This window comes from Sporosarcina sp. SAFN-015, assembly GCF_051966875.1.
In the GTDB taxonomy this organism is placed as follows: Bacteria; Bacillota; Bacilli; order Bacillales_A; family Planococcaceae; genus Sporosarcina.
Window position 1 is genome coordinate 229074 of the sequence record NZ_JBQCKP010000001.1, and the last position, 24173, is coordinate 253246.

The window sequence follows — 24173 nt, forward strand, 5'->3', positions numbered from 1 at the left end:
TCTGAATGGGAGTGCTTTTATTAGGTAGTGCTTGAGATTAAATTGAAATGCTTACGCAGGGGTCCGATGGTGCCAGACCCCTGCTTTATTGAATTTACATTCGTTGATTATAGCATAGTTGAATCGGTTGTACATATTTCCTCTTTTGCTGGATTCATTTCACCGTTATCGGTGTGAAGATGCCGTGCTTTGTCGTCCGGCCGGTGTCGTTTGCGAAGCCGGGATGGATGACGAGGAAATAGGAACCGCCTTTTTGCATTTGTTTCAGCGGCTTGATGTCGAGCATATCCGTACCATTTGGTTTAAGTGAAATCGGGACTGCGACACCTCCCACTTTAATGAGTTCTACTTTATTGGACGTGTTTGCTTCATTAAGGTTCATTTTTTGTGTGAAATGGATGTGGAATGTTTTGTCTGCTGCAACGCCTTGTAGATCGTCGACTTGTTTATACTTTTTCTGTGCGAGCGAGTCTTTTAGCAACCGCGCATGGATGATCGAAAGCTCTTGATCGTGTTCGCAGTCGATCGTAGGCGCGATACCTTTTTTATGGATTTTGGATTTCTTTGGTCCAGTGAATTCGCCGATTGTCAGTTTGAGTGCTGATCCGTCTTCGAATTCGAAGAACGATTGGATGGTGCCCTTCCCTTTTGTCCTTTCGCCGACGATGATTCCGGCATTTTGGTCTTGGAGGGATGCCGCCACGATTTCAGATGCGGATGCCGAGTAGCGGTTGACGAGTACATAAGTTTGTTTCGGGAATTTTATTTTCGATTGTACGGGTTTAACGGTTGTCGTGCCTTCTCTCGTTTTCATTTCGTACGCTGTTTTGACGCCTTCGAAGTGACCGAGGAGTTCTTCGGCGCTTTCGACGTAGCCGCCGCCGTTGTAGCGAAGGTCGATGATGAGTTTGTCAGCGCCTTGTTTTTTTAGGTTCGAGTAGTGTTTTGTGACGGCTTTGTCCATGTTGTTCGAGAAGGTATTGATCTTTATATAGCCGATGTCGCCGTAGAGCATGGCGGATGTGACAGCGGGCTCTGTTAGGTTATGTAGGGCTACGTCGTCGGCACCGACTGCTGCAACATAATCCATATATTCGTCTGCTGACATGTAGCGCGAGTATTCGTCGAGCGCGCCCATGATTTCGTCAATGGTCGTCATGGCATGAAGGTTTTCCGGAATGTCTCCATAGTAGAAGTTTTCGACGAAGAACTTGATATCGTCGACGCGTGCGGCTTCGGCTTCTGCGGTAAATGCTGTTTGGGCCGAGGCGTGAGGCGCGAGCAAAATGATTGTTATGAATGCGAGTAAGATGGAATGGATTTTTTTCATGCCGCTGACTCCTTTCTAGTTATCGGGTAGTTATGGTTATTATACCCACTTTGTTAGATTAAAGACATGGTACGGGAGAATAGTTTTGTAGAGTAGTGCTCTTTTCGGAGCCGAAGGTTTGTTGGTTGTGTTGCGTAGGGCGTTGGTTGCGTTGCCGGCTGAATTGGTTGCGTTGCGTTTGGCTTTGATTGTGTTGTGATGCTAGTTGATTGTGTTGCGACGATTTGGTTGTGTTGCGAGCGAGGATGGTTGCTTTGCATTGATGATTTGTTTCGTTGCGGGGTGGGATGATTGTGTTGCGACGGAATTTAGACGCGGAGATTTTTGTTGATAACCCTTTCCCTGTTTGCACGTTCGCGGAGGTTATTGCATTATTGGGGACTTGTGAGGCGCGATTAGAGAAAGAGGGGTTGGGCCCCCTTCTCGTTTATTTTGCCGAGAAAAGATGGACCCAGTATGGAGTGCCGTTTTGGTCGGTCGCGTAGCCGGTACCGATGTTCGTGAAACGGGACTGGAGGATGTTGGCACGGTGGCCGGGAGATTCCATCCAGCCTTGGACGACCGTTTCGGCGGATGTGTAGCCTTTGGCGATATTTTCACCGTACGCCGACCAGTCGTATTTGAAGTGATCGAGCATGTTGCCGACGGAGCCGTATGTTGGCGAGTTATGGGCGAAGTAATTCTTTTCCGCCATGTCTTCGGCTTTTGCTTTGGCAATCGCCGAAAGTTCTTTGTCTTGTTTGAGTGCTGCTAGGTTTTTCTTTTTGCGTTCGGTGTTTACTAGATTGATTGTTTGTGCTGCTTGTGAGTCGTCCATTTGGCTCGGTGGCGGCTCAGGGATCGAGTAGACTTTATCGACGTATTTTTGTTGGGCTTTGTCGTAATAGATTTCACCGGATTTGCGCTTGGCGTCAAATTCGATGGCTCGCTGGATGAAGGCAGCCATATGGGCGCGTGATACGGGATCGTTCGGCTTAAATTCGCCGCCTTGCTCGGTCGTTGTGATGCCGAGTTCCGCAATCGTTGTGATGTAGCTATGGTAGCCGTTGATTTTTTTGACGTCTCTGAAGGAGATCAGGTCGTTGTCGTCTACTGTAATGTCGTAGGCGAGTGTGATGATTTTGGCCATTTGCCCGCGCGTGAGTGAGGCGTTCGGGTTGAAGGCTTCACCGTTGTTAAAGATGCCGTGTTCAGTGAGTGCGCGGATATGGTCGTAGGCGCCATGTGCCGGAGTGACGTCTTTGAAGTCCGGTGTGAAGTCTTGTGTCGGCTTCGTTTTCGTTGCGAGCGCGACGATTTTAGCCGCCTGGGCACGCGTCACTGGTTGGTTGAGTTTATATGTGCCGTCCGGGTAGCCGTTGATGATGCCGAGTTCCGAGATGGCGTCAATCGGCTCGTATGCCCAGTGGGATATCGGAACGTCTGTGAATGATGCGGCTTGTGCCGGCTGGATTGCAGGTGTTAGTAGCAATGCGGTAGCGAGAAGTGCGGTTGAGATTTTGAGTTTCATAGATGTTCGCCTCCTTTTTCTATGAGTATACTGATTTCTTAATAGAGTGTGGAGTGAAACGTGGAGGTATGCGAGTTTTTGAGTATATATGCGTAGTAGTGATTGGTTATGCGCGTAAAAATGCATTTATGAGTGAGAATTTTGGATTATGCGTATTTGGAGGAGTATATGCAAGGTTCATTTCTTTGCGATTGGCTTTTGTTTTGATGCTTTATGATTTGGTTGTGTTGCATAAGTGGTTGTTTGTGTTGCAAGTAAATTTGATTGTTTTGCGGGGATTTGGTTGTGTTACGCATCTGGATTGTTGTGTTATAGAGTGAATCTATAGTGTTGCGCCTGCTGGATACTGATTCATATAAAAAAGCCGCTCCCTCAGGCGGCTTTAAGGTTTCGTATACGTTGTACTACGGGAGGCACCGTGTCTTCGAAGATTCGATTGGCGCAGGACGACACTTGCCGCTGAGCAGGATTTCAGTTCTAAAAAAATACGGATCTGTCTGTTCGTAATTGTGGGGCTGACAAGCAGAAACCAGTCGTCTATCGATTGCTGTAGTGCATCTTTTGAGTTCTTTTTGCATGCCTTGCAGTACCAGGAGTGACCTCGCACTCGTGTAGCTGGTTCGTTGCATGTTTGACACAGCACTCCTCTTTTCAAGTCATTCGGGGATATTTTAAACCGTTTGCACGGCATTTCATTCCACCATTTCCTTCGGTTAAGATTGATAGTTTTAGCGATTTGATAGATTTGACTTGTATTGAGTTGCGGATTGTCTGTGATGAAATTCCGGATGTAGCGCGGGAGCTGTTTTGCAAATTTGAGTGTAACGGATTGAGGGAATTCGGGAATTTCGGTTTTGTTGTTCGCCATGACGAGGATGGGCTCGATCGGAATGTCGATGTTATGCTGCTTTAGCCATTCGGTTAGGCCGGTTGCTGCTCGGTCTACTTGGTGGATGGCGCAGTCATACTTGTCCACTGTTCCGTTCGGTGCGATTTTAATCGTTTTGCCGGAAATCTCGTCAAAGTGTACAGTGCCAGTGAAATTTTTTATCTCGAGAAGAAAAGCGATCGTTGGGGAAATGATCAAGGTGTCGATCTGGATTAGGAAATCGGGGTTTATTTCCAATGTGATGTCTTTCAAAATTACTGTGCCCTGGGGGAAGGCGATTTCGTTGAGTACTCGGTCTACATAAGTTTCGCCGATGTAGCCGGCTTTTACTTGGTTGTACTTTTTGCTGATTGTTTCGTGTTGCGGATGGTTTGAAGGTAATCTGATGAGCAGCCGTTCGAGCTGGGAAAGTTCTTCGGGCTCGTTGCGTTTTTCGTGTATGGGTGTGCACGCTCCTTTAATTGAATATTCTTTGTTCAAGGATAGGGTAGCATTTATGTTTGGTGGATGCAAAGGCTTGTGTTCTACTATGCAGTTGGTTGTGTTGTGATTAGAATTCGTTGCGTTATGTTTGAATTTGATTGTGTTGCGCCTAGCAGTGTTTTTGTTACTTGGTGAGTTGATTGTGTTGCGGGTGTTTGGTTGCGTTGCATGGCGAGTTAATTGTGTTGCAAGTGCAGGGGAGATCCCCCCTGCTTACCGCCAAAATGTTGTGATGTCTGCTTTGTCTTCAACGTTGTACTCAATCATTTTCTCAAGTAATTCGTAATCGACCGGCTTGTTCCATGGGAATTGGACGAGCATTTTGGTGTGCTTGTAGCCGGCTTCTATAATTTGTTCGGAAAAGTGGGTGATGCCTGCCTGCTCGGGGGATGCGGCCAAGTGCTGTTTGGATACGCTGAAGCCGATGATGTAAGTGCCGTGGTCAGTGAACATCGGTTGGTTCCACTTGATGACCTGTTCAAAGTTTGGATATTTCTCGGATACCCATGCCAACACTTCTTCTGTACGCGCCCGATGTTCCGGGTTATCGATTTTCGCTAAAAATTCTTCGAATACTTTCATGGTATTGCCTCCTCTGTCCGGTCAGTTTCTTTGAATTAGTAATTATAGTTTACACTTCAACAATAGTCATTGCCAGTTGTGCCGTTTAGTTGTGTTGCGAAGTGATTTCATTGTCTTGCGGTTGGATTTGTTTTCGTTATGTGCGTGAATGATTGTGTTTCGACCGTAGTTCATTGTGTTGCGGTAGTTTGATTGTCTTACGGTTGAGTTTGCTTGCGTTGCACGGTGAATTGATTGTGTTGCAATTGACTTATAAAGAGTGACCGAGTCGCCCTCAGGACGACTCGGCCTTGATTTTACGTTTCTTCCACAGATCTTCTGCAGCTCCAGATCCGAGGATGACGCCGATGATGATTAAAACGAAGCCGAATAAATGGCGGCTTGTGATGATTTCGCCGAGGAAGATCGCTGAGCCTACCAGGGCAAAGAGAGTGTTCAAATTCATGAAGATGGCGGCTTTTGCGGGACCGACTTGGCCGACGGAATAGTTATAGAGCATGTGTCCTACGGCTGTCCCCAAAATGGCGCTCGTTGCAAACACTGCCCAGAAGCTTTGCGGGACAGTTGTGAATTTCATGAGTTCGCCGGGCTCTTGGATGAGGCTGATGACGAATAGGATCAAACTCCCGGTCGTGAGCATATACGCGGTGAGCAGCCTTGGGTCAAGCGTCCTTGCCGCCTTCGCGATTACTAAAAACGAAAGGACTTGGGCAAGGATCGAGATGAAGATGAATGCGTCCCCGAGTTTAAGGCCGGTGAATCCTTCGCCGCCTGCGAGGACGACGGATCCGATGCCGATGAATCCTACGACTGCGCCGATCCATTGGACTTTGGTCGGGTAGTTGCGCAGGATGAGTGCAGTACAGATTGCTGTTAGAACGGGACCGGTTCCGAGGATGAGGCTGGCGTTTGTGCCGGACGTTCGGAAGAGGCCCATGTTGAGGAAGTAGTGGTGAAGGACGACGTTGAGCGCGGCTCCTCCGATGATGTATGTCCATTCCTTTTTGGTCGGGAGGCGTACGAGTTTAAGAGCCCCGAGTATCGTGAATACGGTGATGCCTGCTGTGAAGACGCGGAGTGCAGTCATCGTGACGGGATGCATGTATTCGAGCATGTATTTGAGCATCGGGAGGTTGAGTCCCCAGAGCAGCATAGTTGTGGTGAGCAGTATGTAGATTTTCCACATGGCGGTGTCCTTCTTTCTAGTGATGATAAGAGTCTAGTTTAGCATATGGGGTGGGGTTGCGGTCGGTTTTGCGTTAAATTCGAAGTTTGCATGTGGATATAAGAGGAACGAAGTTAAATGATTGCATTGCGAAGTTGCATTGGTTGTGATTGATCACCATTTTTCAAGACTTATCAAGCGTTTGTCAACACCTTTCCGCGGTAGCGGAGCGAGGGTGGTTTGCCCGAGTGAGCATAAGGAGCGGAAAGGCGTTGACAAACAAGATGCACCCAGACCCTCTTGGCTTGGAACAAACACTGTTTGTTCCTGCCTACCGGCGAGGGATGTGAGGGTGCAGGGGGATCATCCCCCTGCTGGGTCTGGGCAAAGCCCACGGTCTTGATAGATTGTCGCGGGAGTTTCTTAAGGGGTTCCCTCTCCCATTCGCGCTAAATGGTTTTGGCAAATCGAGGGTTTGGTTTCGATGCGGCAATGATTGGTTGTGTTATGAATGAGTTTGGTTGTGTAGCAGCTGAAGTTTGTTTCGTTGCGGGGTGATTTGATTGTGTTGCGCTTGTTTGATTTCGTTGCGATTGGATTTGCTTGTGTTACGTGGCAGTTTGTTTGTGTTGCACTTGTTTGATTTCGTTGCGAATGAATTTAATTGTGTTGCTCGGCAGTTTGATTGCGTTGCAACAAATGGAAAAGCGGACTCTCGTTGTGGGAGTCCGCTTTTCATTAAAATCTATATACTTTTCGCTCAATAGTAAGGGAGCCGATGATGTAGGCGAGCAGGGACAGGACGACTGGAATCGTCACTGTGTGGACGCCTAGTAAGTTGCCATATGTCGTGTTGTAAAAATGAATCGCGATGTAGCTTGCAATGCCTGTGATCATGCTAAGGATTGCACCGTATTTGTTGCCGTATTTCCAATAGAGTCCGAGGACGATTGGCCAGATGAAGGCTGCTTCGAGTCCTCCGAATGCAAATAGGTTCAGGAAGATGAGCAAATCGGGCGGCTGGATGGCGAGTAGGAGGACGATGATTCCTAGGATGCCTGTGATGCCGAAGCTCAGTTGTTTGACGCGTTTTTCGGTTGCGTCCGGTTTAATGAAGTTCAGATATACGTCTTTGACGATTGCCGAGCTGACAAGCAGGAGCAGCGAGTCGACGGTCGACATGATTGCTGCCATCGGTGCCGCGAGGACGATGCCCGCTAGCCATGGGGGCAATACTTCGAGCGCGATTAACGGAATAACTTTGTCCCCTACGTCGATTCCCGGCATGACAGGGCGCGCGAAGACGCCGATCAGATGCATGTTGAGCATGATGAAGCCGGTGACGATTGTGCCGATGACGAGTGCTCGGTGCATGGCGCGTGAACTTTTGTAACTCATGGCGCGGATGGCCATTTGCGGGAGCCCGACGACACCGACCCCGACGAGTATCCAGAACGAAGATACATAGGCAGCCGTGAGTGAGCCATCCGCTCCGAATGGCGTGACGAGTCTTGGGTTTTCATTCAATAAATCTTGCATGATGGCTGGCACCCCTCCGCCAGCGATGATGACGCCGATGAGCAGGATGAGTGTGCCGACGACCATAATTGCTCCTTGGACGGCGTCGGTCAGTGCGACGGCACGGAATCCGCCGATCGTCACGTAGACGAGGACGGAAATTGCGAAGATGAAAAGTGCTGTCGTATACTCTAGCCCTGTCAGCGATTCGATGAGCCGTCCCCCGCCGACCCATTGCGCGGTCATGGCGGAGAATAGGAATATGATGATGGCGATGGCTGATAGGATTGCGACCGCTGGGCTGTTATACCGCGCTTTCAGGAAATCAATCATCGTGACGGCGTTGTATTTACGGCCGAGGATGGCGAATTTCTTTCCGAGAATAAGCAGGACGAAATAACCTGTGACGACTTGCGTCATGGCGAGCAAGATCCAGCCGAAGCCGACTGTGTAGGCAGTTCCGGGTCCCCCGAGGAAGCTCGATGCGCTGCCGTATGTGGCGACCATCGTCATCGCAAGGACGAAGCCGCCGAGTTCGCGTCCACCGAGGAAGTATTCTTGAAGGAATCCGCCGCCCGTGCTCATTTGTTTTGATGCGATTAAGCCGATGGCGAAGATCGCGATTAAAAATATGACGAGCGGGACGATTACTTGGATGTTCATGGCTTCTGGGATTCCTCCATTTCAGTGTATTCTGCGTCGAGCGGGACTTCTTTTAAGACGAAGTTGGTGATGACGATGACAAGCAAGGACATCAGGATGAAGCCGACGACGCAGCTGTAGAAGAACCAGTCGGGCAAGCCGAGGATGTATGTGTATTCTTCAGGTGGGCGGGATCCGAGTCCGTAGGCGAAGCCGTACCACCAGATGAAGTTGAAGATAGCGAGTCCAATGCCGATAAATGCTTCGCGATGCGCGATTTTGAAGCGAGGGTCGGGCTTGTACGTTTCTTGTTTTTCGGAGGACATTTCCAGGTGCTCCTTTCGTTTTGAAGTACGTTTTACTTCTTTGAGGTTGATTATACAGGAATTCCTTGTTTTTGGGAGGGGGTAATTGGAGTTTGATAGATTTTGGGAAGGGCACGCGAAGTTTCTTCTATTATATAAAGGTGGAAAAACGCTCCGGGGAGCGTTTTACGGTTGTTGGACGTAGTAATCCATGACGAGTTCGTCTTCGAGCAGTTCGTCGGTTAGGGTGAAGCCGACCTTTTGGTAGAATTCGATGGCGCCGGGATTTTCTGGCCAGACGGATAGGCGGATTCTTTGGCAATCGGGTTTTGCCGCAAGCAAGTCGATGGCAGCTTTCATCGCTTTTTTGCCATAGCCTTTGCCTTGGAATTGTTCGCCGATCATGAAGCGGGGAATCCAGTAGCGATCGTAATCTTCGTTTTCCGGAATGTCCTCAATGGCGAGCAGGCCGATGACGGTTTCTCCGTCGAGTATTGCGTACGGCGTGAAGTTCGGATCGACGTAAGCCCAGGCGATTGTGTTGACGTTTTTCGCGACGAACTCTTTTTGGGACTCGGCTACTTCTAGTTTGACGCAGGCGCGTATATTATCCTGGTTCACTTTTTCGAGTGTTATGTTCATAGTTTTGGACCCCTTTTCAAGTTGTATTGTTTTATTCAACAGGAGTTGGGGATTTCCCTTCTTTCATTAAGATATAGTGGGCCGCTTTCCGTTCGCCGATTAATTGCAGGCCGGATTTGGCGAGCAGGCCGCGGGCGACGTTGCGGTTGTTCAGCTGCGTAAAGTAGCGGAATTCGCGGTTCGTCATTTTCGGTTGGACGAGCATGAACCAGTCCTCGACAGTTTGGCGATGTTCGGTTTTTCCGGTGTGGCCGCATGACAGACAGTTCCACTTTTCCCTCCCCCACTGCATGCCGAGGCGATCGCAAATTGGGCAGATGACGCCAGGTCGGATGTCAGCCGGGTTAATGCCGTATAGATTTGCGATTGGGAATGTGTTGTATTCTTTATGATGTTCCAGCAAGGCGTTTGCTAGGTTGTAGATTGCGTGTCCGTCAAGAATTTGTTCATTCACGGGTAGTGATCGAAAGTGGACGGGTACTTCGTAGGTGAACATCGTTTTCATTTCAGGAGACGGGTGTTCGATGGCGAGTTCGTTCGTGTGTGCGAATGTGAGGATGCCGTCGATTGGGATTTGGATGCCGCGTTTGCCGAGCCAGTTTTTGAGCAGGTGGATTTTCCGGTCTATTTCGATATACGGATTGCGCATGGCCTTGCGTTCACCGTTTTGAAATACGCGAATGAATTGGGTCGGGTTCGCTTTGATGACCGTTTTGTCTATGTGGTTTTTTACTTCGACGATGGTGATCGATGATGGTGTGATTACGAGCGAGTCGATTTGAAAATAAGCGCCATCTTGTTGTAGGTAGAGGTCGTGGAGTATGGCGTGCGGGTAGTCTGGGCGGAATTCATTGATGTGCTCGTCAAATTCGAGTTTGCCATTGTAACTTGCTTGGCAGATTAGGAGATTCTTTTTGACGTTATGCTTTTTATCATGATTGTTTGGCAGGCGTTTATCCAATGAAATGAGTGCTTTCAGTTCGCTCGGCAGCGTTCGTTTTTTGTAGATCATTTTATCACCTCATGTTTAGTTAGATGGATTTTGCTAGTTTGGGATTACGTGATTGGTAGAGTTTATGCATGAAAATTGAATGTTATGAGCGCCGATGGAGATGTTATGAGCACTTTTTAGCAATTTTTGAGCGCGAACTGGAATTTTTGAGCGCTTATATAGGTTTCTGGGCGCTTGGATGGTTTCATGAGCACTTTTTGCGTTTTATGAGCGCTTGTGGAGTTTTATGAGCGCTTGCGGAGTTTTATGAGCACTTGCGGAGTTTTATGAGCACTTGCGGGGTTTTATGATCACTTGCGGAGTTTTATGATCACTTGGAGAGTTTTATGATCACTCGGGGAGTTTTATGAGCGCGGGCAACTGCTTCAGACTGCAATATTACGCTCGCGCTAAATGTGAAAGCGAAAAGCCCTGACTCCTTCAAATCAGGGCTTTGGTTCATGTTTACTTGTTCAATTCCTTTATCGCCGTTATAGCTTCGTCAATATGATGGACAGGTATGATTTCGATTGCTAACTTTTGCTCGGCTTTTACAGTCTCAGCTTCTTTCCTATTTGCAACGGGAATTATAATATATGGAAAACCGTTTTGTTCCGATATGATCATCTTCCCTGCTATTCCGCCAACTTCATTGACTCTACCATTTGGCTCTAATGTTCCCGTAACACCGATTGGAATTTCATTATGCAAGCTGCCTTTATGAGACATCGCTGAAAGACCTAACGCTAGGCCGGCACTGTCTCCAACTAGATTCTCTCGATTCAGAAAATCATTAATAACCGGGATATCATCCTGCATAAAACCTCTTACATTCTCCCCCATTATGTCAAATTGCTTTTTGCCAAATCCGAAAAAGCGTTTTATTTCATTTGATTTGCTATAGTACCTATCTCGATTTGTGATTTTGTGCAAATCCAAAATTTGAATGCCGTCCCTTTCATATATATCCCTTATTTTAGTTTCCTCATCAAGATAATGAATATCGTTAAGCCCAATCGCCAAAACATATATTCTGGAGTTTTGTACAACTTCCTCTGGTTCTCTGTAGACATCTGCAATAAAGGTGTTGCTCTCATACTCCAAGAGTAGACTTTCGTAACCGCAAAAGAGGGACAATAACACGATTACCCAAAAGGTGGTAAGGCTCTTAAACTTATCTTTCCTGAAAATAATCAACGGGATTACAGCTATCACCATAAAGCCAATTAATGCCCCAATAAATGCAAAACCGCTTATATAGTCCAAGTAATAAGCATTGCCAAGTATGAAATAGATAGGGACTACTATGAAAATGCTATAGACGAATGCCAATAGCTTGGTTGAGCGATCGAGGGTTTTATTATAATTCTTCATATTCATCTTGTTCCTTTCTTGACAAAGCTTATTCTATCAAACAATAGATATATTCCATAGGATTCGGGAAAGTTGTGTGGCGGAGGTGTTATGCGAGTAATGGAGTTTATACGGGGTTCATTTAAAAAACCGCCTGGCTCGGCGGTTATTGGGTGCAGTATTGGTAGATGGCGGCTGTCGCTAAGCAGTCGCCGATTGCGTCATGGGCGTCGTGCTCGAGTTGGAGGTGCTTCGCTAAGGTGCCGAGTTTGTGGTTCGGAGTTTCTGTGATTGCTTTACGTGCGAGTTTGACAGTGTCGATGACGGTGTATTCGGGAATTTGGATGCCTTCGATGTTGTCGAGGGCGTACAGGAAACCCATGTCGAAGCTCGCGTTGTGGGCGATGATCGGTAAATCGCCGATGAATTCTAGCAGCTCGTCGATTTTATGCTCAATGATCGGTGCCGATTGTACCATTTCGTTTGTGATGCCTGTCAGCCTTGTGATGGAAGCCGGTATGTGGCGTTCCGGGTTAATGAAAGAATTGAGGACTTCGACACGCTCGTGGTTGATGTACTTGATGGCTCCGATTTGGATGATGCGGTCAGCGCCAGCTCGGAATCCTGTTGTTTCGAAGTCCAGGACGATATAGTCTGTGACGTGCTTGGATGTCGTTTTGTATTTCCTGACGCGGGACGCGCGGCGAGCACCCCAGTTTTGGATGTCCGTCTTTGTTTGCAGCAGTTGGGCGGCTTTGCGGTTTGAGCTCATCTTGGATGCACATCCTATCCTTTACTTTTGTCGTTCGATTGTTGCAAATCTATTACTATATTACACTATTTTAAAAGTATTAAACTAGATATATGTTTTATTCAACCAAATAAGCGTTGCAAACTGATTCCCTGCATGGTATATTGCTCCTTTCCGACTATTTTTGTGTAATAAAGCAAATAATATATAAGTAGACGAGAGGAGATTTTATATGCAGGAAACTAAAAAGTACGAGTTTTTGGCTGATGATCCGAATGTGAAGGTCATGCCAATCATGCTTTCACTCATCATCGGTGCTTTTTTTGCCATTTTGAATGAAACGTTACTGAATATCGCAATGGTTACGTTAATGGATGAGTTTTCCATTGAATTGCCGACGGTGCAATGGATGGCGACCGGCTTCTTGCTCGTAATGGCGATTGTCATTCCGATTTCAGCGTTGCTTATGCAATGGTTCACGACGAGACAATTGTTCCTTGGAACGATGATTGTCTTTACGATCGGTACGATTGTCAGCGCAGCTGCCCCGACGTTTTCCATTTTGCTCGTCGGACGGTTGATTCAGGCGAGTGGAACCGGTTTGCTGATGCCTATAATTTTCAATGTGTTCTTAATGATTTTCCCGCCGGAACGCCGCGGGAAAGTGATGGGGTTGATTGGCCTTGTCATTATGTTTGCGCCGGCGATTGGACCGACACTTTCCGGAGTGATCGTTGAATATCTCGGATGGCGTTATTTATTTATCGTTGTCATTCCGTTTGCGATATTTTCAATTTTGTTTGGATATAGACATTTAATTAATGTTGGAGAAGTGACGAAGCCGAAGATTGACTTCATTTCGTTAGTCTTTTCGACGATCGGCTTCGGTGGGGTCGTTTACGGTTTTAGTGCTGTCGGGGAAAGTGCGGATGGATTTTTGAGTGTTAATGTGCTGACCGCTATCGTCGTCGGTGCGATCGGCGTCGTTCTTTTCGTGCTGCGGCAATTGAAGTTGGATGAACCGATCATGGATTTGCGGGTGTTCCGCTATCCGATGTATACACATGCAGTCATTCTATTTTTGATCATCATTATGGCGATGTTTGCATCCGAAATCATTTTGCCGATCTATATGCAAGGTCCGTTGGCGTTGAGCGCCGCCACAGCGGGGTTAGTCCTTTTGCCGGGAAGCATCTTGAACGGTGTCATGTCACCGTTCATGGGGCATCTTTTTGATAAGTTCGGACCGCGCGTCTTGATGATTCCGGCGACGATTGTGTTGAGCGGAACGATGTTCATGATGAGCAGATTGACCATTGATACGCCGGTTTGGGTCGTCGTTCTCGGCTATATTTTGATCATGCTGACGGTATCGGCGATTATGATGCCTGCGGAGACGAATGGGTTGAACCAATTGCCGAAAAGGTTGTATCCGCATGGAACGGCGGTTATGTCGACATTGCAACCGGTCGGAGGCGCGATTGGCGTTTCGATTTTCATCAGCATTTTGAATGCACGGCAGCTGAGGTTTTTGGAAGCGTCCGCGAATCCTACTGATGCGACGACGATTGATCTTGCGATGGTGGCGGGCGTTGAACTCGTCTACTTTATCGCTTTTGCGATGTCGATCGTTGCGGTGATTATGGCATTTTTCGTGTATCGTGCGAAGCCGGATGAGCCGATTAGAGAGGAAGACTTGGGCTAACTGCGTTTGTTGTGTTGCGATGTAGGTTGGTTGTGTTGCGCGCGGTGTTCGTTGTGTTGCGATTCCAGTTGATTGCGATGCGAGCCCGGTTTGTTGTGTTGCGATATTTTCGTTGCGTTGCGAGATGAATTGATTGCGATGCAAGCGCGGTTCGTTGTGTTGTGACAATTTCGTTGTGTTGCGAAATGAATTGATTGCGTTGCGAACGGCGATGATTGCGTTGCGCGGGATTATGCTTGTTTTGCACCCAGTGAACAACTTGCCGCGCCAAATGCTCTTGACCAATAAATGGTTTTGTTCTGGTATGTACATCATTCACTCAAGAAAACAGCCTTTCCGAAAAATCGGAAAGGCTGTTTTAGATTAACTTTCGATAGCTACGAAGCTGCCGGCGTTATCGGTTTTGAATTCGACTTTGCCATTTTTCACATTAGCATTTTTATCAATGATGCTGTCAGTACTAATGTCTTTAATTTGGACTTTTTTGTTGCCAAACGTCGACATAACGATGTTGATATGCTTTTTGATGCTTGTCAGCTGTTGTTTCCCTTCACCGATCCCGTTCCAGAACGTAATCGTATAGATGTCAGAAACAGCATTAGCTATTGCAGAAGCCTCACTTCTTGCGACGGAAATTGTGATATCGCCGTGCAGGTCCGTGAAGACCTTCTTATGAATCGAGAAGACTGCGCCGTCTTTTTGGATGACGACGTCCTTATTCTTATCCACGATTGCTTTCAAAACGGAAGCGTCTAATTCAATATCCGTTTCGCCTGCGAATGCCGACAGGTCGAGTACGATTTCACCTGGAGAGCTTGCAATCGTGTCCCCTGTGACAACAAACTTCTGAGTTTCCGGCTCAGTAACAGGCTCTTCGACAGCTGTGACGACTACTGTAACAGTAGATGTGTAATCACCGTTTGTCACAGTAATATCCGTCTCCCCTGCACCTATTGCTGTGATTGTGCCGTTCGCGACAGTTGCGACGTTTTCATTTGCAGATGTGAATGTTGACGTTAAAGTAGCGTCTTCTTCACCTACAAACGTGCCGTCCGCTTTTGTCGTTGTTTGTGTCACTGTCAATTGGTCCGTTTCGCCTGCAATGAGGGAGACGTGATTTTTATTGACTGCGAATGTGATTGTGTCCGGTTGCTCAGGCTCTTCCACTTTCCCCGTCACTTCAAGGTAGACGAGTGTGACGTCGCCGTTCGGCATGACGACGCGGACTTGCGTTTTGCCTGGTGCATGTGCAGTGACGAGTCCTCTTTGGACAGTCGCAAGCGTGTTGTTGACGACGTTGAAGCGTGAGTCAACAGTTGCGTCGCGCTGTGTTGTTTTCCCGTCTGGCGTCACAGTCGTTTCAGTCACTTTCAGTTGTTGCTGTTCGCCGACTTCCATCGCCATTTCTGTCATGTTGAGCTCGTACGTGACGATATCCTGTGGAAGGGCTTCTACAGTCAAGTAGACGTAGATTGTTTCCTTAAGATTTGTTTGTTGATTGTTGTCGTAAACGTTGATGCGCAATTGTGATTGGCCTGCTTTCAGTCCAGTGACAAGACCTTTCTTCACAGTTGCGACAGTGTTATCGATCACTTTGTAAGCGCCGAAACCTGTTACGTCTCTTTCAGTGATTGTTCCGTCTGGTTTTACTGTCGTTTCTGTGACATAGACTTGTTCCTGTTGGCCAACGCCGATGTTCACGTGTGTTTGATTTACCGTATACGTAACGATGTCTTGTGGAAGATTTTTCACTTCCAAGTAGACATAGATCGTTTCGTGTCCTTCGATCATGACGCGAACTTGCGTTTTACCTGCTTGCTTCGCTGTGACAAGTCCTTTTTGGACAGTTGCGTACGTGTTGTTAACAACGTTGTAGCGAAGTTGCCCTGTGACATCCTTTTCGATGACAGTACCGTCAGGTTTTACAGTTGTTTCAGTGACATAAAGCTGTTCTTGCTGACCTACGCCGAGTACCATATTCGTTTTATTGACGGAGTATGTGACTGTCTCTTCGCCAACTGCCTTTTCAGCAACTTCAACTGCAACTGTTGCTGTGAAGTCTTCGTACGATACAGTGATTTCGGTCGTGCCCGCAGCGACTGCTGTGACGTTGCCATTTTCAACTGTTGCGATTGATTCATCTGCTGAAGTGAATGTTGCGTCAGCTGTGACGTCCTTCTCTTCTTTCGTTCCGTCCGCTTTTGTCGTCGTTTCAGTTACAGTCAATTGTTCTGATGCGCCGACTTCAAGTTCAAGTGACTCAACGTTTACTGTGTATTCGACTTCATCTTCAACTTGGTCGCCCGCGTTGTAGATGATCGCTTCAGCTTTATTGCCCGCAGCATCTTCGTATTTCACTTTGACTGAGTTGTCTTTTTTGTTGAGTTCAGAAAGCTCGAATGTGAATGTCCCGTCCTGCTCAAGTTTAACTGGGCCGGATGCGACGACTTCTTCACCTTTCAATACTTCGTAAGACGCTTTCAGTTTCGTGTTGATGTCGTAACCCATGCCGTATCCAACGAGTTCCGCTTGGTATGCGATGTAGGCGTCATCGATTTGGCCGGTTGCAGTTGTGCCTTCGACCGTTCCTTCGATTGTGCCCGCTTCGGATTTAACGACGACTGGTCCTACGTAGTCACCGATGATCGGTGGGTTGCCGGATACTGTCATTGCCGTGTAGTCAATTGTGTAGAGACCGTCCGGAATTGTTGTTGCGCCCGAGCCACCCCATGGATTGTATTGTCCTTTAATCGCTAACTGGTAAGATCCTGCCCCTAGTGAAGAGCCCGCGTGCAAGTAGCCGATGTAGCCGTCTCCGTATGCGCCGCCTTCAGGATCCATGATGTCCCAGATTTCCAAGTAGTTCGTAGCAACGTCGCCAGTGATCGTGAAGTAGAGCATTGCTTCGTCTTTCACGCCGTCTCCGTTGAAGCTCAAGTCTGTTTCCGTAATGCGCATGTCTCTAATTTCAGTTGCCGCTTCCCCGCCGAAATCAGCAGCGAATGGCAATGATGCTGTCGTGCTGCCGCCTTCGATGTTGATGTAGCCGAGTATTTCATCGCCTGCTTGCGTGCTCGCAGCGGATGCTGTCAATGTGACATTGAGCAATTGCTCGCCGGATAAAGTGAACGTCGGCTTGTCGATTGTGACTGTTGCGTCGCCGAAGCCTTTCGTCACTTGTACGGAGGCGTTGTATGTGCCGCCATTGCCGTTCACGTTCTTGACAAGGATTTGCTTTGTCACTTCAATGTTATTCGTTAAATCTTGTGGACCGAATGTAACTGTCCCTTTTTTGTTTTCAACGATGTCGCCATCATTGTTTGCTTCGTCGATTGCGTACGCAAGGATTTCAGGGTGCGCTGCTTGGTACGCTTGTACGCGGCCTGCCCCTTGTGCGAATACGTCGTACTTGCCAGTGTCAAGGACCTTTGCTGTGTTGGATAGCGCGACTTTTACGTCGAATGCATCCCAGCTCGGATTCGCTTGCTTCACTAGCGCCGCGATTCCCGCAATATGTGGTGTAGCCATGGAAGTACCTGTTTTACGCGTGTATGCGTGTTCGTAGGTTGCTTCCGGGAAGTCCGCTTTGTACATCGGGATTGTGGACATGATGTTCGTTCCCGGTGCTGTGACGTCAGGTTTGATGTCGAAGTTTGGTGTGGACGGTCCGCGTGAGCTGGAGTTGTTCACTTCGTCGCCTGCTGTCATTGTCTTATCGAAGTTGCCGAATGAAATTGTGCCTTCCGCTTGTGCGAGTGCTGCGCGGATTGCGTCGCCGTCCGTTTGGGACATGTCAAATGTCGGAATGAATTCGAATGCGTCACCTAGGAATGTTCCGGATGGACCTGGTGCGCCTGTGCCGCCAGCGAAGTTGTGGACGATGATTGCGACTGCGCCGTTGTCTTTCGCAGCTGCGATTTTGTCAACGAACGCGATTTCGCCGCGTGAAACGAGTACGACTTTGCCGTTGACGTCAAGTCCAGCGTAGTCGGCTGCTGCACCGATTCCAGGGACTGCGACAAGGCTGAATTCGCCGTCAAGTTGCGTAGCGAGATTAGCGCCGTATGTTGTACCCATAAGGTTTAATGTTTTTGATAGATTATAGCTGCCGGCGTTGATGTTCACGTCGCCGAAGTAGTGTGCTTCAGGGTTTGTCGTGTTTCCGACTGCGATACCGAGGCGGGCTGTACCTGGAGTACCCATCGTTCCGCGGTTCGGACCAGAGTTTCCTGTTGCAATGACTGAGATTGTACCTGCGAGCATGGCGTTGTTGATTGCGAATGAACCAGCGTCCGTTTCAGTGTTGGAGCCGCCGCCTAGTGAAAGGTTGATGACGTCCATTCCTTCAATGACCGCTGTGTCGATCGCTTTAACGATGCCGGATGTGGCACCGCTGCCGTATGCGCCAAGAACGCGGTATGCGTAAAGGTCGATTTTCGGTGCGATCCCTTTAATGCCGTATTCGTTGTTGCCGATTGCGGCGATTGTCCCCGCGACGTGTGTACCGTGGGAAGTGTAGAATGAGCTTCCGTTCGCATTGAATTCAGGTGTGCCAGCCGGACGCTCTACAGGCGACGTTTCAGATGCGTCATCATCTGCGCGCGGGCGTGTGTATGTGCTGCTGTTCGGAATGAAGTTTTTACCGCCTTTGTAGATGCCTTGGAAATCCGGGTGGTCGGCGTCGATTCCTGTGTCAAGGACAGCGACTTTGATGCCTTGTCCTTCATAGCCTTCTGCCCAGAGCGCTTCGATTCCGAGGAAACCGATGCTTGTGTCCATAGCAGGACTAACTTGTCCACCTTTTGCTTTCTCTTCAAGTTTTGATTCAGAAGGGGCCGGTTTTTTCAGACCGTTTGTTTTTGAGAGGCTTTTCGATTTACCGTTGTCGAGTGCATGTACAATCGTGTCCGGCTCGACGAGTATGATGCCATTTACTTCGAGAAGTTTTGGCAGGTCATCAGCTTTGACAGTTCCGGACATTCCGTTCAGTACGGTGTCATATGTGAAGCCTTCTTTGAATTTGATGCCTTTGATAACCATTTCTTTTTTCGCAGCAGCTTGCTGGTTGCGCACTTTTTGTTTTGTCTGTTGTGCTTCTGCGCTGGAGAATGGTTTTCCTTTCAGTTTGTGGATTCCTTTTTGGAGTCCTACTGATTTTTCAGAGAGATGGATAATAACTGGAATTTCTTGGTTCCCTGTTACATTTTGAAGCTCCTCATGCAGTTTCGCTTCTCCCCCGAGCAAGTTGAGCTGTTCGGCGATAGCTGCTTTTTGCTGCATGATGCTTTCATCTTGCAAGTTTTGCTTGAATGGTTTAACCGTTTGTTCAGCTGTGGCTTCCGATGTTTCCGCAGAATCGACCGGATCCGTGTTGGCGGATGCCGTGAGTGGCGTCAGCATGGAAAGCACGAGGATCAATGCTAAAAACGTACTAAACAGCTTTGTGAAGTGACGATTCTTCAAAATACCTATTCCCCCTTAGTAGTTTGGTAGATTGCCATTTCACGATAGCATAGCGGGATTAGTTTGAAAATAGTGATTCATACAACAAATATCGACATTTCAGAAAAATCGTTCAAAGGATATGGATGTTTCTGGATGCAGGTAGTACAGAAGATTTATGGGTAATGCTGGAAGAGTGAGTATTTGGCTAAGTTGCTTGTTTAGGAGTTTCGATACGTGTTTTTAACAGCTTGTTGGTGAAGTTTTGGATAGTGCGATTCATTTGGCGTTACGGGATGGCGAGTTATGCTGGAATTTCTGGATTTATGCGTTTTTGAAGGGATTTATGCGTATTTGTAGCGGATTATAAATTTTTCGCTATGTTTACTAGGTAAACATACAGTGATGGTTGGTTTTGATTTATAGATGTGGATCGCGGAGGAAGTTCTGGATGATGTGGTTGTCGGGTTCGTATGACTTGAAGCTGTAGCCTTCTTTCTGAAGCCAATCGATAATTCTTGGTAGGGCGATTGTTGTTTGGCTGCGGTCATGCAGGAGGACGATGATTTCCTTGTCGCCTGATTTCGCCGCTTTCGTGACGCCTTCTTGAACGTTTTTTACAATTTGGTCTGATTGTTCGTTTGTGTATCGCCAGTCGTTGGAGTCGACGTCCCAATCCCACATTTTAAGTCCGCGGTCCACGAGGCTTTTTTGCATGCTTGGCGTGACGAGCGGTTTGCTTCCATACGGAACGCGTACGAGATTGGAAGTCTTTCCTGTCAGTTGTTCAACGAGTTCCACGCCACCCATCATTTCTGCAATGAATGATTCGGTCGATCCGTAGACGTACGCCTTGTTGTGGGTCATGCTATGTGAACCGACGTAATGGCCGCTTTCCGAAACGGTTTTGACGATTGATTCGTTCTGTTTCATTTGATTGCCTAAGAAGAAAAAGGTGGCAGGCACTTTGTATTTTTCCAGCGTTGTGTTATTGATCAACGTATATTGATTCGGTCCGTCGTCGAACGTCAAGTAGACGTTCGCTTTTTTTGTCGTCGACACTGGCTGTTGTTCCACTGAATATGCTTTGATTACTTTCTCAAACTCTTTATGGCTCATATGGTTGAACTCTTCGCGGTAGATGCGAATTGTATGATGCTCTTGAAAATATTCAATTTGGAACCCGGTTTCGCGAGCGATATATTTAACGCTAATGTAGAGCTGACCGTTAATGGAGGCGAGAGGCTGCCACGGCTGATCCACACCGTCCAATGTCGTCGCTCCAGTTGAATGGTTGTACGTAATTTCTTTCCCGCGCTTGCGGATCGTCGTCTCCCCATCTTTCACTTCGATCGGCAAGTACAGATATTTCGCGATGTCTTTAAGCGGTACTTTCGTGTCGCCGTCAACGACACGGATATCCTCAATTGGCAAAATACGATCGTGGAGTCCGACATACCGTTTTCCTTTTTCGCTTGCGGCTTCGACGTTCCCCATTCCTGTGAATAAAATAATAATAATTGCGATGCACAATGCCCAAGTCCATTTCTTCATTCGCTCTCCCCCGTCTCCTTTCGAAATGATCCGATTTCTTCACTATATTGAAAGAGGGACAGGTCTAGAAGTGGAATTTGCAAGGGTGCGCGGGAATATGTAATTTACCGTCGCGTCAAGTGTGTTTGGCAAACTGATGGAACCGCCTGATATAGATGTTGTACCGCCTGATATACGTACTGGACCGCCCGATGAACCATACGAAACGCCTAATATACGTACTGGACCGCCTGATGATCCATATGAAACGCCTGAAAACTACCACTGTAAACAGCAAAAAACCGCCACGCAGGCGGTTTTTTGTTCGTCATTATTCTACAAAGCCGTATTTCACGTAATTTTTCCAACCGAATGCTCTCCAGTCGCTTCTCGATGGGAATTCGAGCGGGAATGGAAGAAAAACGTTCGATTGGACATTGTATTCGTCGATGTGGCTACTATGAATTGCGACGTCACCGGTAGTGAGACCTTCTGTCACGACAGCGCGATTGTTTGTAATGAAAGGAACAGTGACAGCCGTTTTTGCGGTGCGACCTTGTTCGTCAAGCTTCCACGCAATGGCGCTATCTTTCACGTACGTATCAAGCCAGTCAAGTTTTACTGCGACGGCGTCCGCTTCATTCACGATGATTGTCGCGTTCACATTCGCACCGAATGGCAAGTTAACTAGCTCTTCAGCAGGCATAATGGTGAGCTCATACAGGTCGAGCGGGTTTTCCCGTTCTTTCGGATCGAGCTTATCGTACGCTTCTTGCCATCTACTATCGGTTGCCGGCACTTCTGATATGGAATGGACCGTGCCTTCGATGATGGTGTCCAAATAATTTTGCTGGATATAGACCGGATCGCCTGCTTCGACTTTCTGCCATTCGTCGAGTTGGACGTATGTCGTGACAAGTTTCGTTTCGCTATAAATATCGGCCGCGAGCGTGAAGCCGTGCTTGTCCACTTTTGAAACGGTCCCATCGACGGGGCTGATGAGTGCCGGACGGGTCGCGTCTTGGTTAAGCTGGGTTTGAACGACTGCAAGTTTCCGATCGATTTCCGACAGTTCGCGTTCAGCTTCGGAAATTGCTTGGGCGAAGGCGCCGTCTTGGTGGACATCGACTTGGACGTCGACATTCAATTCGACGTCGGAGTCTCCGGGCGTTTCGGTCGTATTGACGTGAGACGAGTTATTTTTGGCGCTTCTCCGATCTGATTCGAGGGAGTCAATCGTTGATTCGATTGCACTCCGTTGTTCAAGGAGACCTTCCTCTTCCGCCTCCCATGCTGCGAGTTGGCTCTCTGCGCGTTCGGTCTGCAGCAACGCGATTTCATCTCCGACCTGAACTGGATCTCCTTCTTTGACGAGCCATGTATCGATGACTTCATCGTCGCCGACATAGACGGTATAAATGTCTTCCGGTGTTATGAGACCCTCTTTCATTACTTCCTCTTCATAATGTCCAGGAGTCATGCGCTCGTGGTGCTGGACATACAATGTTTTTGGGACGGTGCTTTTCTTTGAGAATAGCAGATGGACGTTGACGGCGATGAACAGGCTGACGATGACGGCGACGGTGATGCTTAATCTTTTATTCATCTAGAAGCCACCTCCGAAAAGTGAATTGAGGATGGAATCGAATGGAATGAATGCGACAGCGGCCGTAATGAGGGCCATTGCGACATGCAGGCCGATCAAAATCCATAGTTGCTCCTTCCATCTTCCGTCAACGAGAAAGCCACGGATGAACCGGTATTGCAAAGTTATGATCAGCGCACTTGTAATTGTCAATTGGTTCATGAAAAGGATCAAATACCAATTTTCCATGACCGTGACGGCGAGCGGGCCGAATGATAGGAATGAAAGGCCGACGGTAACACCTTTCAATGCAAAGACGATGAATAGGACCGCTTTTTCCATGAGCAAGACGCCTGTGACGAGCACTTGCAGCGGGACCAGCTTCTGGTATGGGATTTTCGTCAAAGTCGATAGAATCAAGGAGACTCCGAAACTATGAAATGCTATGTATAGGATTGACCATATAAACGTGCCTGCAAGTGAAGCGTATCTTGCGATTATGTAGTCCGTCGTTGTCATTGTCGTCATCAATGACGTAAGTGCTTCCGTGCCCATGCCCCAAATTTCCCGGATTGCAAAAAGTATGATGCCGGCTAGAAAAACGATGAACAGCCGTTTGTTGAAGTGCCGCATCGTTCCGGTTTGCAGCTGGGACGCAAGCTCATAGGGCCTCGTCAAAAAGTGCCAAAATCGGTAGTCGAAAAACAAGCGCGACCATCCTTTCTGCAAATATATTTTGATGCTGTATACATAACTGTATCAAATCTCGTGAAATTTTCAATTTTAAGTAGACATATTATGTATGATTTTTGTAGATTTTGGCCAGTCTAGTTAGAAATTCATTCCCCCCAACGCCTCATTTCCCGGGAAATCGACAAAGGAGCGGATTTTGATGGATCAAGACGATAAACACCGATTTACTGTGCAGGATTTTTTATTCGGTTTGACAGGTTCTACTGTTTTCGTCATTGCGTTGCACTTCTTTACGAATTGAATGAACGATTGAATGAGCCTTTGTCACATTAATTGAGCCCTTGTGCGATTAATGGAGCCCTTGTCAAATTAAATGAGCCTTTGCGCGATTAATTGAGCCTTTTCACGATTAAATGAGCCTTTGTGTATTCCAAGTTAGCAAGCAAACCTTCTATACCCTATCAATCTCTTAGGTCAAACCCCAAAATTAAAAACACTTATCGTTTGTCTGGACGATAAGTGTTTTTTCATGAGTTGTTTTTCAATGTTATTGCAGTCCTTCCGTCAGTTGAGTGAATAAGGAGCGGTTGTTTGTTTCGAGTGCGTAGTCGATCATACGTGTGCGGTTTTCGGATTCGATTTCTTTCATCAGCTCCTCTGCTTCTTTAATGACGACTTCAGGTATTTCGAGTTGCAAATTCAATGTCCCTTCGAGAATGGACGATAGATGCAGGTGAAGATCCGAGATGAGAAGGAGCTGGTAGAGCGGCAGGCGGATGAATCGGCTGCCCCGTTGGAAGACGAACACTTCGCCAAGATTTTCAACTTGCAGGCTCTTCACATTGACGACGATCTCTTTTCCTTCAGAGGGGACAAATTGGTATACTTCACCGCCTTTTAGTATCGAGAAATATTGATAGGCGAACACGAGACGTAGACGGAAATCCTCTTGGCTAGTGAAAAAAGGCGTCATACGCTGAACTGATAGCATTTTTATCCCTCCATCATTGAATATTCCGATTATTATTATTCTATCATAGTTCACAATGTTTTG

The 24173-nt window shown here is 47.5% G+C and carries 17 protein-coding genes; 1 reads left to right on the forward strand and 16 read right to left on the reverse strand.

Annotated elements, in window-relative coordinates; genetic code table 11:
* Positions 1–154: 154 nt before the first annotated feature.
* From ACTHPA_RS00975 to ACTHPA_RS01025, 11 genes are all read right to left on the reverse strand, one after another.
* Positions 155–1330: a S41 family peptidase gene (locus ACTHPA_RS00975; RefSeq protein ID WP_440498187.1), complete on the reverse strand. Its 1176-nt coding sequence runs from the start codon at positions 1328–1330 to the stop codon at positions 155–157.
* 427 nt (positions 1331–1757) lie between these two features.
* A complete protein-coding gene (locus ACTHPA_RS00980) occupies positions 1758–2840 on the reverse strand; it encodes an S-layer homology domain-containing protein (protein ID WP_440498188.1) in 1083 nt (360 codons plus the stop codon).
* Between the two features lie 382 nt (positions 2841–3222).
* Positions 3223–4209, reverse strand: a complete 987-nt coding sequence (locus ACTHPA_RS00985; protein ID WP_440498189.1) for a nuclease-related domain-containing protein — start codon at positions 4207–4209, stop codon at positions 3223–3225.
* A gap of 216 nt (positions 4210–4425) precedes the next feature.
* A complete protein-coding gene (locus ACTHPA_RS00990; RefSeq protein ID WP_440498190.1) occupies positions 4426–4794 on the reverse strand; it encodes an iron chaperone in 369 nt (122 codons plus the stop codon).
* A gap of 274 nt (positions 4795–5068) precedes the next feature.
* Positions 5069–5980: a DMT family transporter gene (locus ACTHPA_RS00995; RefSeq protein ID WP_440498191.1), complete on the reverse strand. Its 912-nt coding sequence runs from the start codon at positions 5978–5980 to the stop codon at positions 5069–5071.
* Between the two features lie 717 nt (positions 5981–6697).
* Positions 6698–8140, reverse strand: a complete 1443-nt coding sequence (gene panF, locus ACTHPA_RS01000; RefSeq protein ID WP_440498192.1) for a sodium/pantothenate symporter — start codon at positions 8138–8140, stop codon at positions 6698–6700.
* The gene (locus ACTHPA_RS01005; RefSeq protein WP_440498193.1) at positions 8137–8445 is read right to left on the reverse strand and encodes a YhdT family protein; all 309 of its coding nucleotides are present in this window, start codon (positions 8443–8445) and stop codon (positions 8137–8139) included. The genes panF and ACTHPA_RS01005 overlap by 4 nt, the downstream gene beginning before the upstream one ends.
* A gap of 165 nt (positions 8446–8610) precedes the next feature.
* Positions 8611–9066: a GNAT family N-acetyltransferase gene (locus ACTHPA_RS01010; protein WP_440498194.1), complete on the reverse strand. Its 456-nt coding sequence runs from the start codon at positions 9064–9066 to the stop codon at positions 8611–8613.
* Positions 9067–9097: 31 nt separating this feature from the next.
* A complete protein-coding gene (locus ACTHPA_RS01015; RefSeq protein WP_440498195.1) occupies positions 9098–10078 on the reverse strand; it encodes a nuclease-related domain-containing protein in 981 nt (326 codons plus the stop codon).
* A gap of 444 nt (positions 10079–10522) precedes the next feature.
* Positions 10523–11431, reverse strand: a complete 909-nt coding sequence (locus ACTHPA_RS01020) for a S16 family serine protease (protein ID WP_440498196.1) — start codon at positions 11429–11431, stop codon at positions 10523–10525.
* Between the two features lie 145 nt (positions 11432–11576).
* Entirely contained in the window at positions 11577–12182 is a 606-nt protein-coding gene (locus tag ACTHPA_RS01025) for a 3'-5' exonuclease (protein ID WP_440498197.1), read from the reverse strand.
* Between the two features lie 211 nt (positions 12183–12393).
* Between ACTHPA_RS01025 and ACTHPA_RS01030 the strand changes: the two genes are divergently transcribed.
* Entirely contained in the window at positions 12394–13866 is a 1473-nt protein-coding gene (locus ACTHPA_RS01030) for an MDR family MFS transporter (protein WP_440498198.1), read from the forward strand.
* 363 nt (positions 13867–14229) lie between these two features.
* On the opposite strand, the gene ACTHPA_RS01035 is transcribed toward ACTHPA_RS01030, so the two are convergent.
* The 5 genes from ACTHPA_RS01035 to ACTHPA_RS01055 form a co-directional block, all read right to left on the reverse strand.
* Positions 14230–19329 (reverse strand): S8 family serine peptidase, encoded by a 5100-nt coding sequence (locus ACTHPA_RS01035; RefSeq protein WP_440498199.1) that lies wholly within the window; start codon positions 19327–19329, stop codon positions 14230–14232.
* Positions 19330–19728: 399 nt separating this feature from the next.
* Positions 19729–20862, reverse strand: a complete 1134-nt coding sequence (locus ACTHPA_RS01040) for a polysaccharide deacetylase family protein (protein ID WP_440498200.1) — start codon at positions 20860–20862, stop codon at positions 19729–19731.
* 310 nt (positions 20863–21172) lie between these two features.
* Positions 21173–22447: an efflux RND transporter periplasmic adaptor subunit gene (locus ACTHPA_RS01045; protein WP_440498201.1), complete on the reverse strand. Its 1275-nt coding sequence runs from the start codon at positions 22445–22447 to the stop codon at positions 21173–21175.
* Positions 22448–23134: a hypothetical protein gene (locus tag ACTHPA_RS01050; RefSeq protein ID WP_440498202.1), complete on the reverse strand. Its 687-nt coding sequence runs from the start codon at positions 23132–23134 to the stop codon at positions 22448–22450. It abuts the gene before it with no gap.
* A 532-nt stretch (positions 23135–23666) separates the two neighbouring features.
* A complete protein-coding gene (locus ACTHPA_RS01055; RefSeq protein WP_440498203.1) occupies positions 23667–24110 on the reverse strand; it encodes a transcriptional regulator in 444 nt (147 codons plus the stop codon).
* Between the last annotated feature and the right edge of the window lie 63 nt (positions 24111–24173).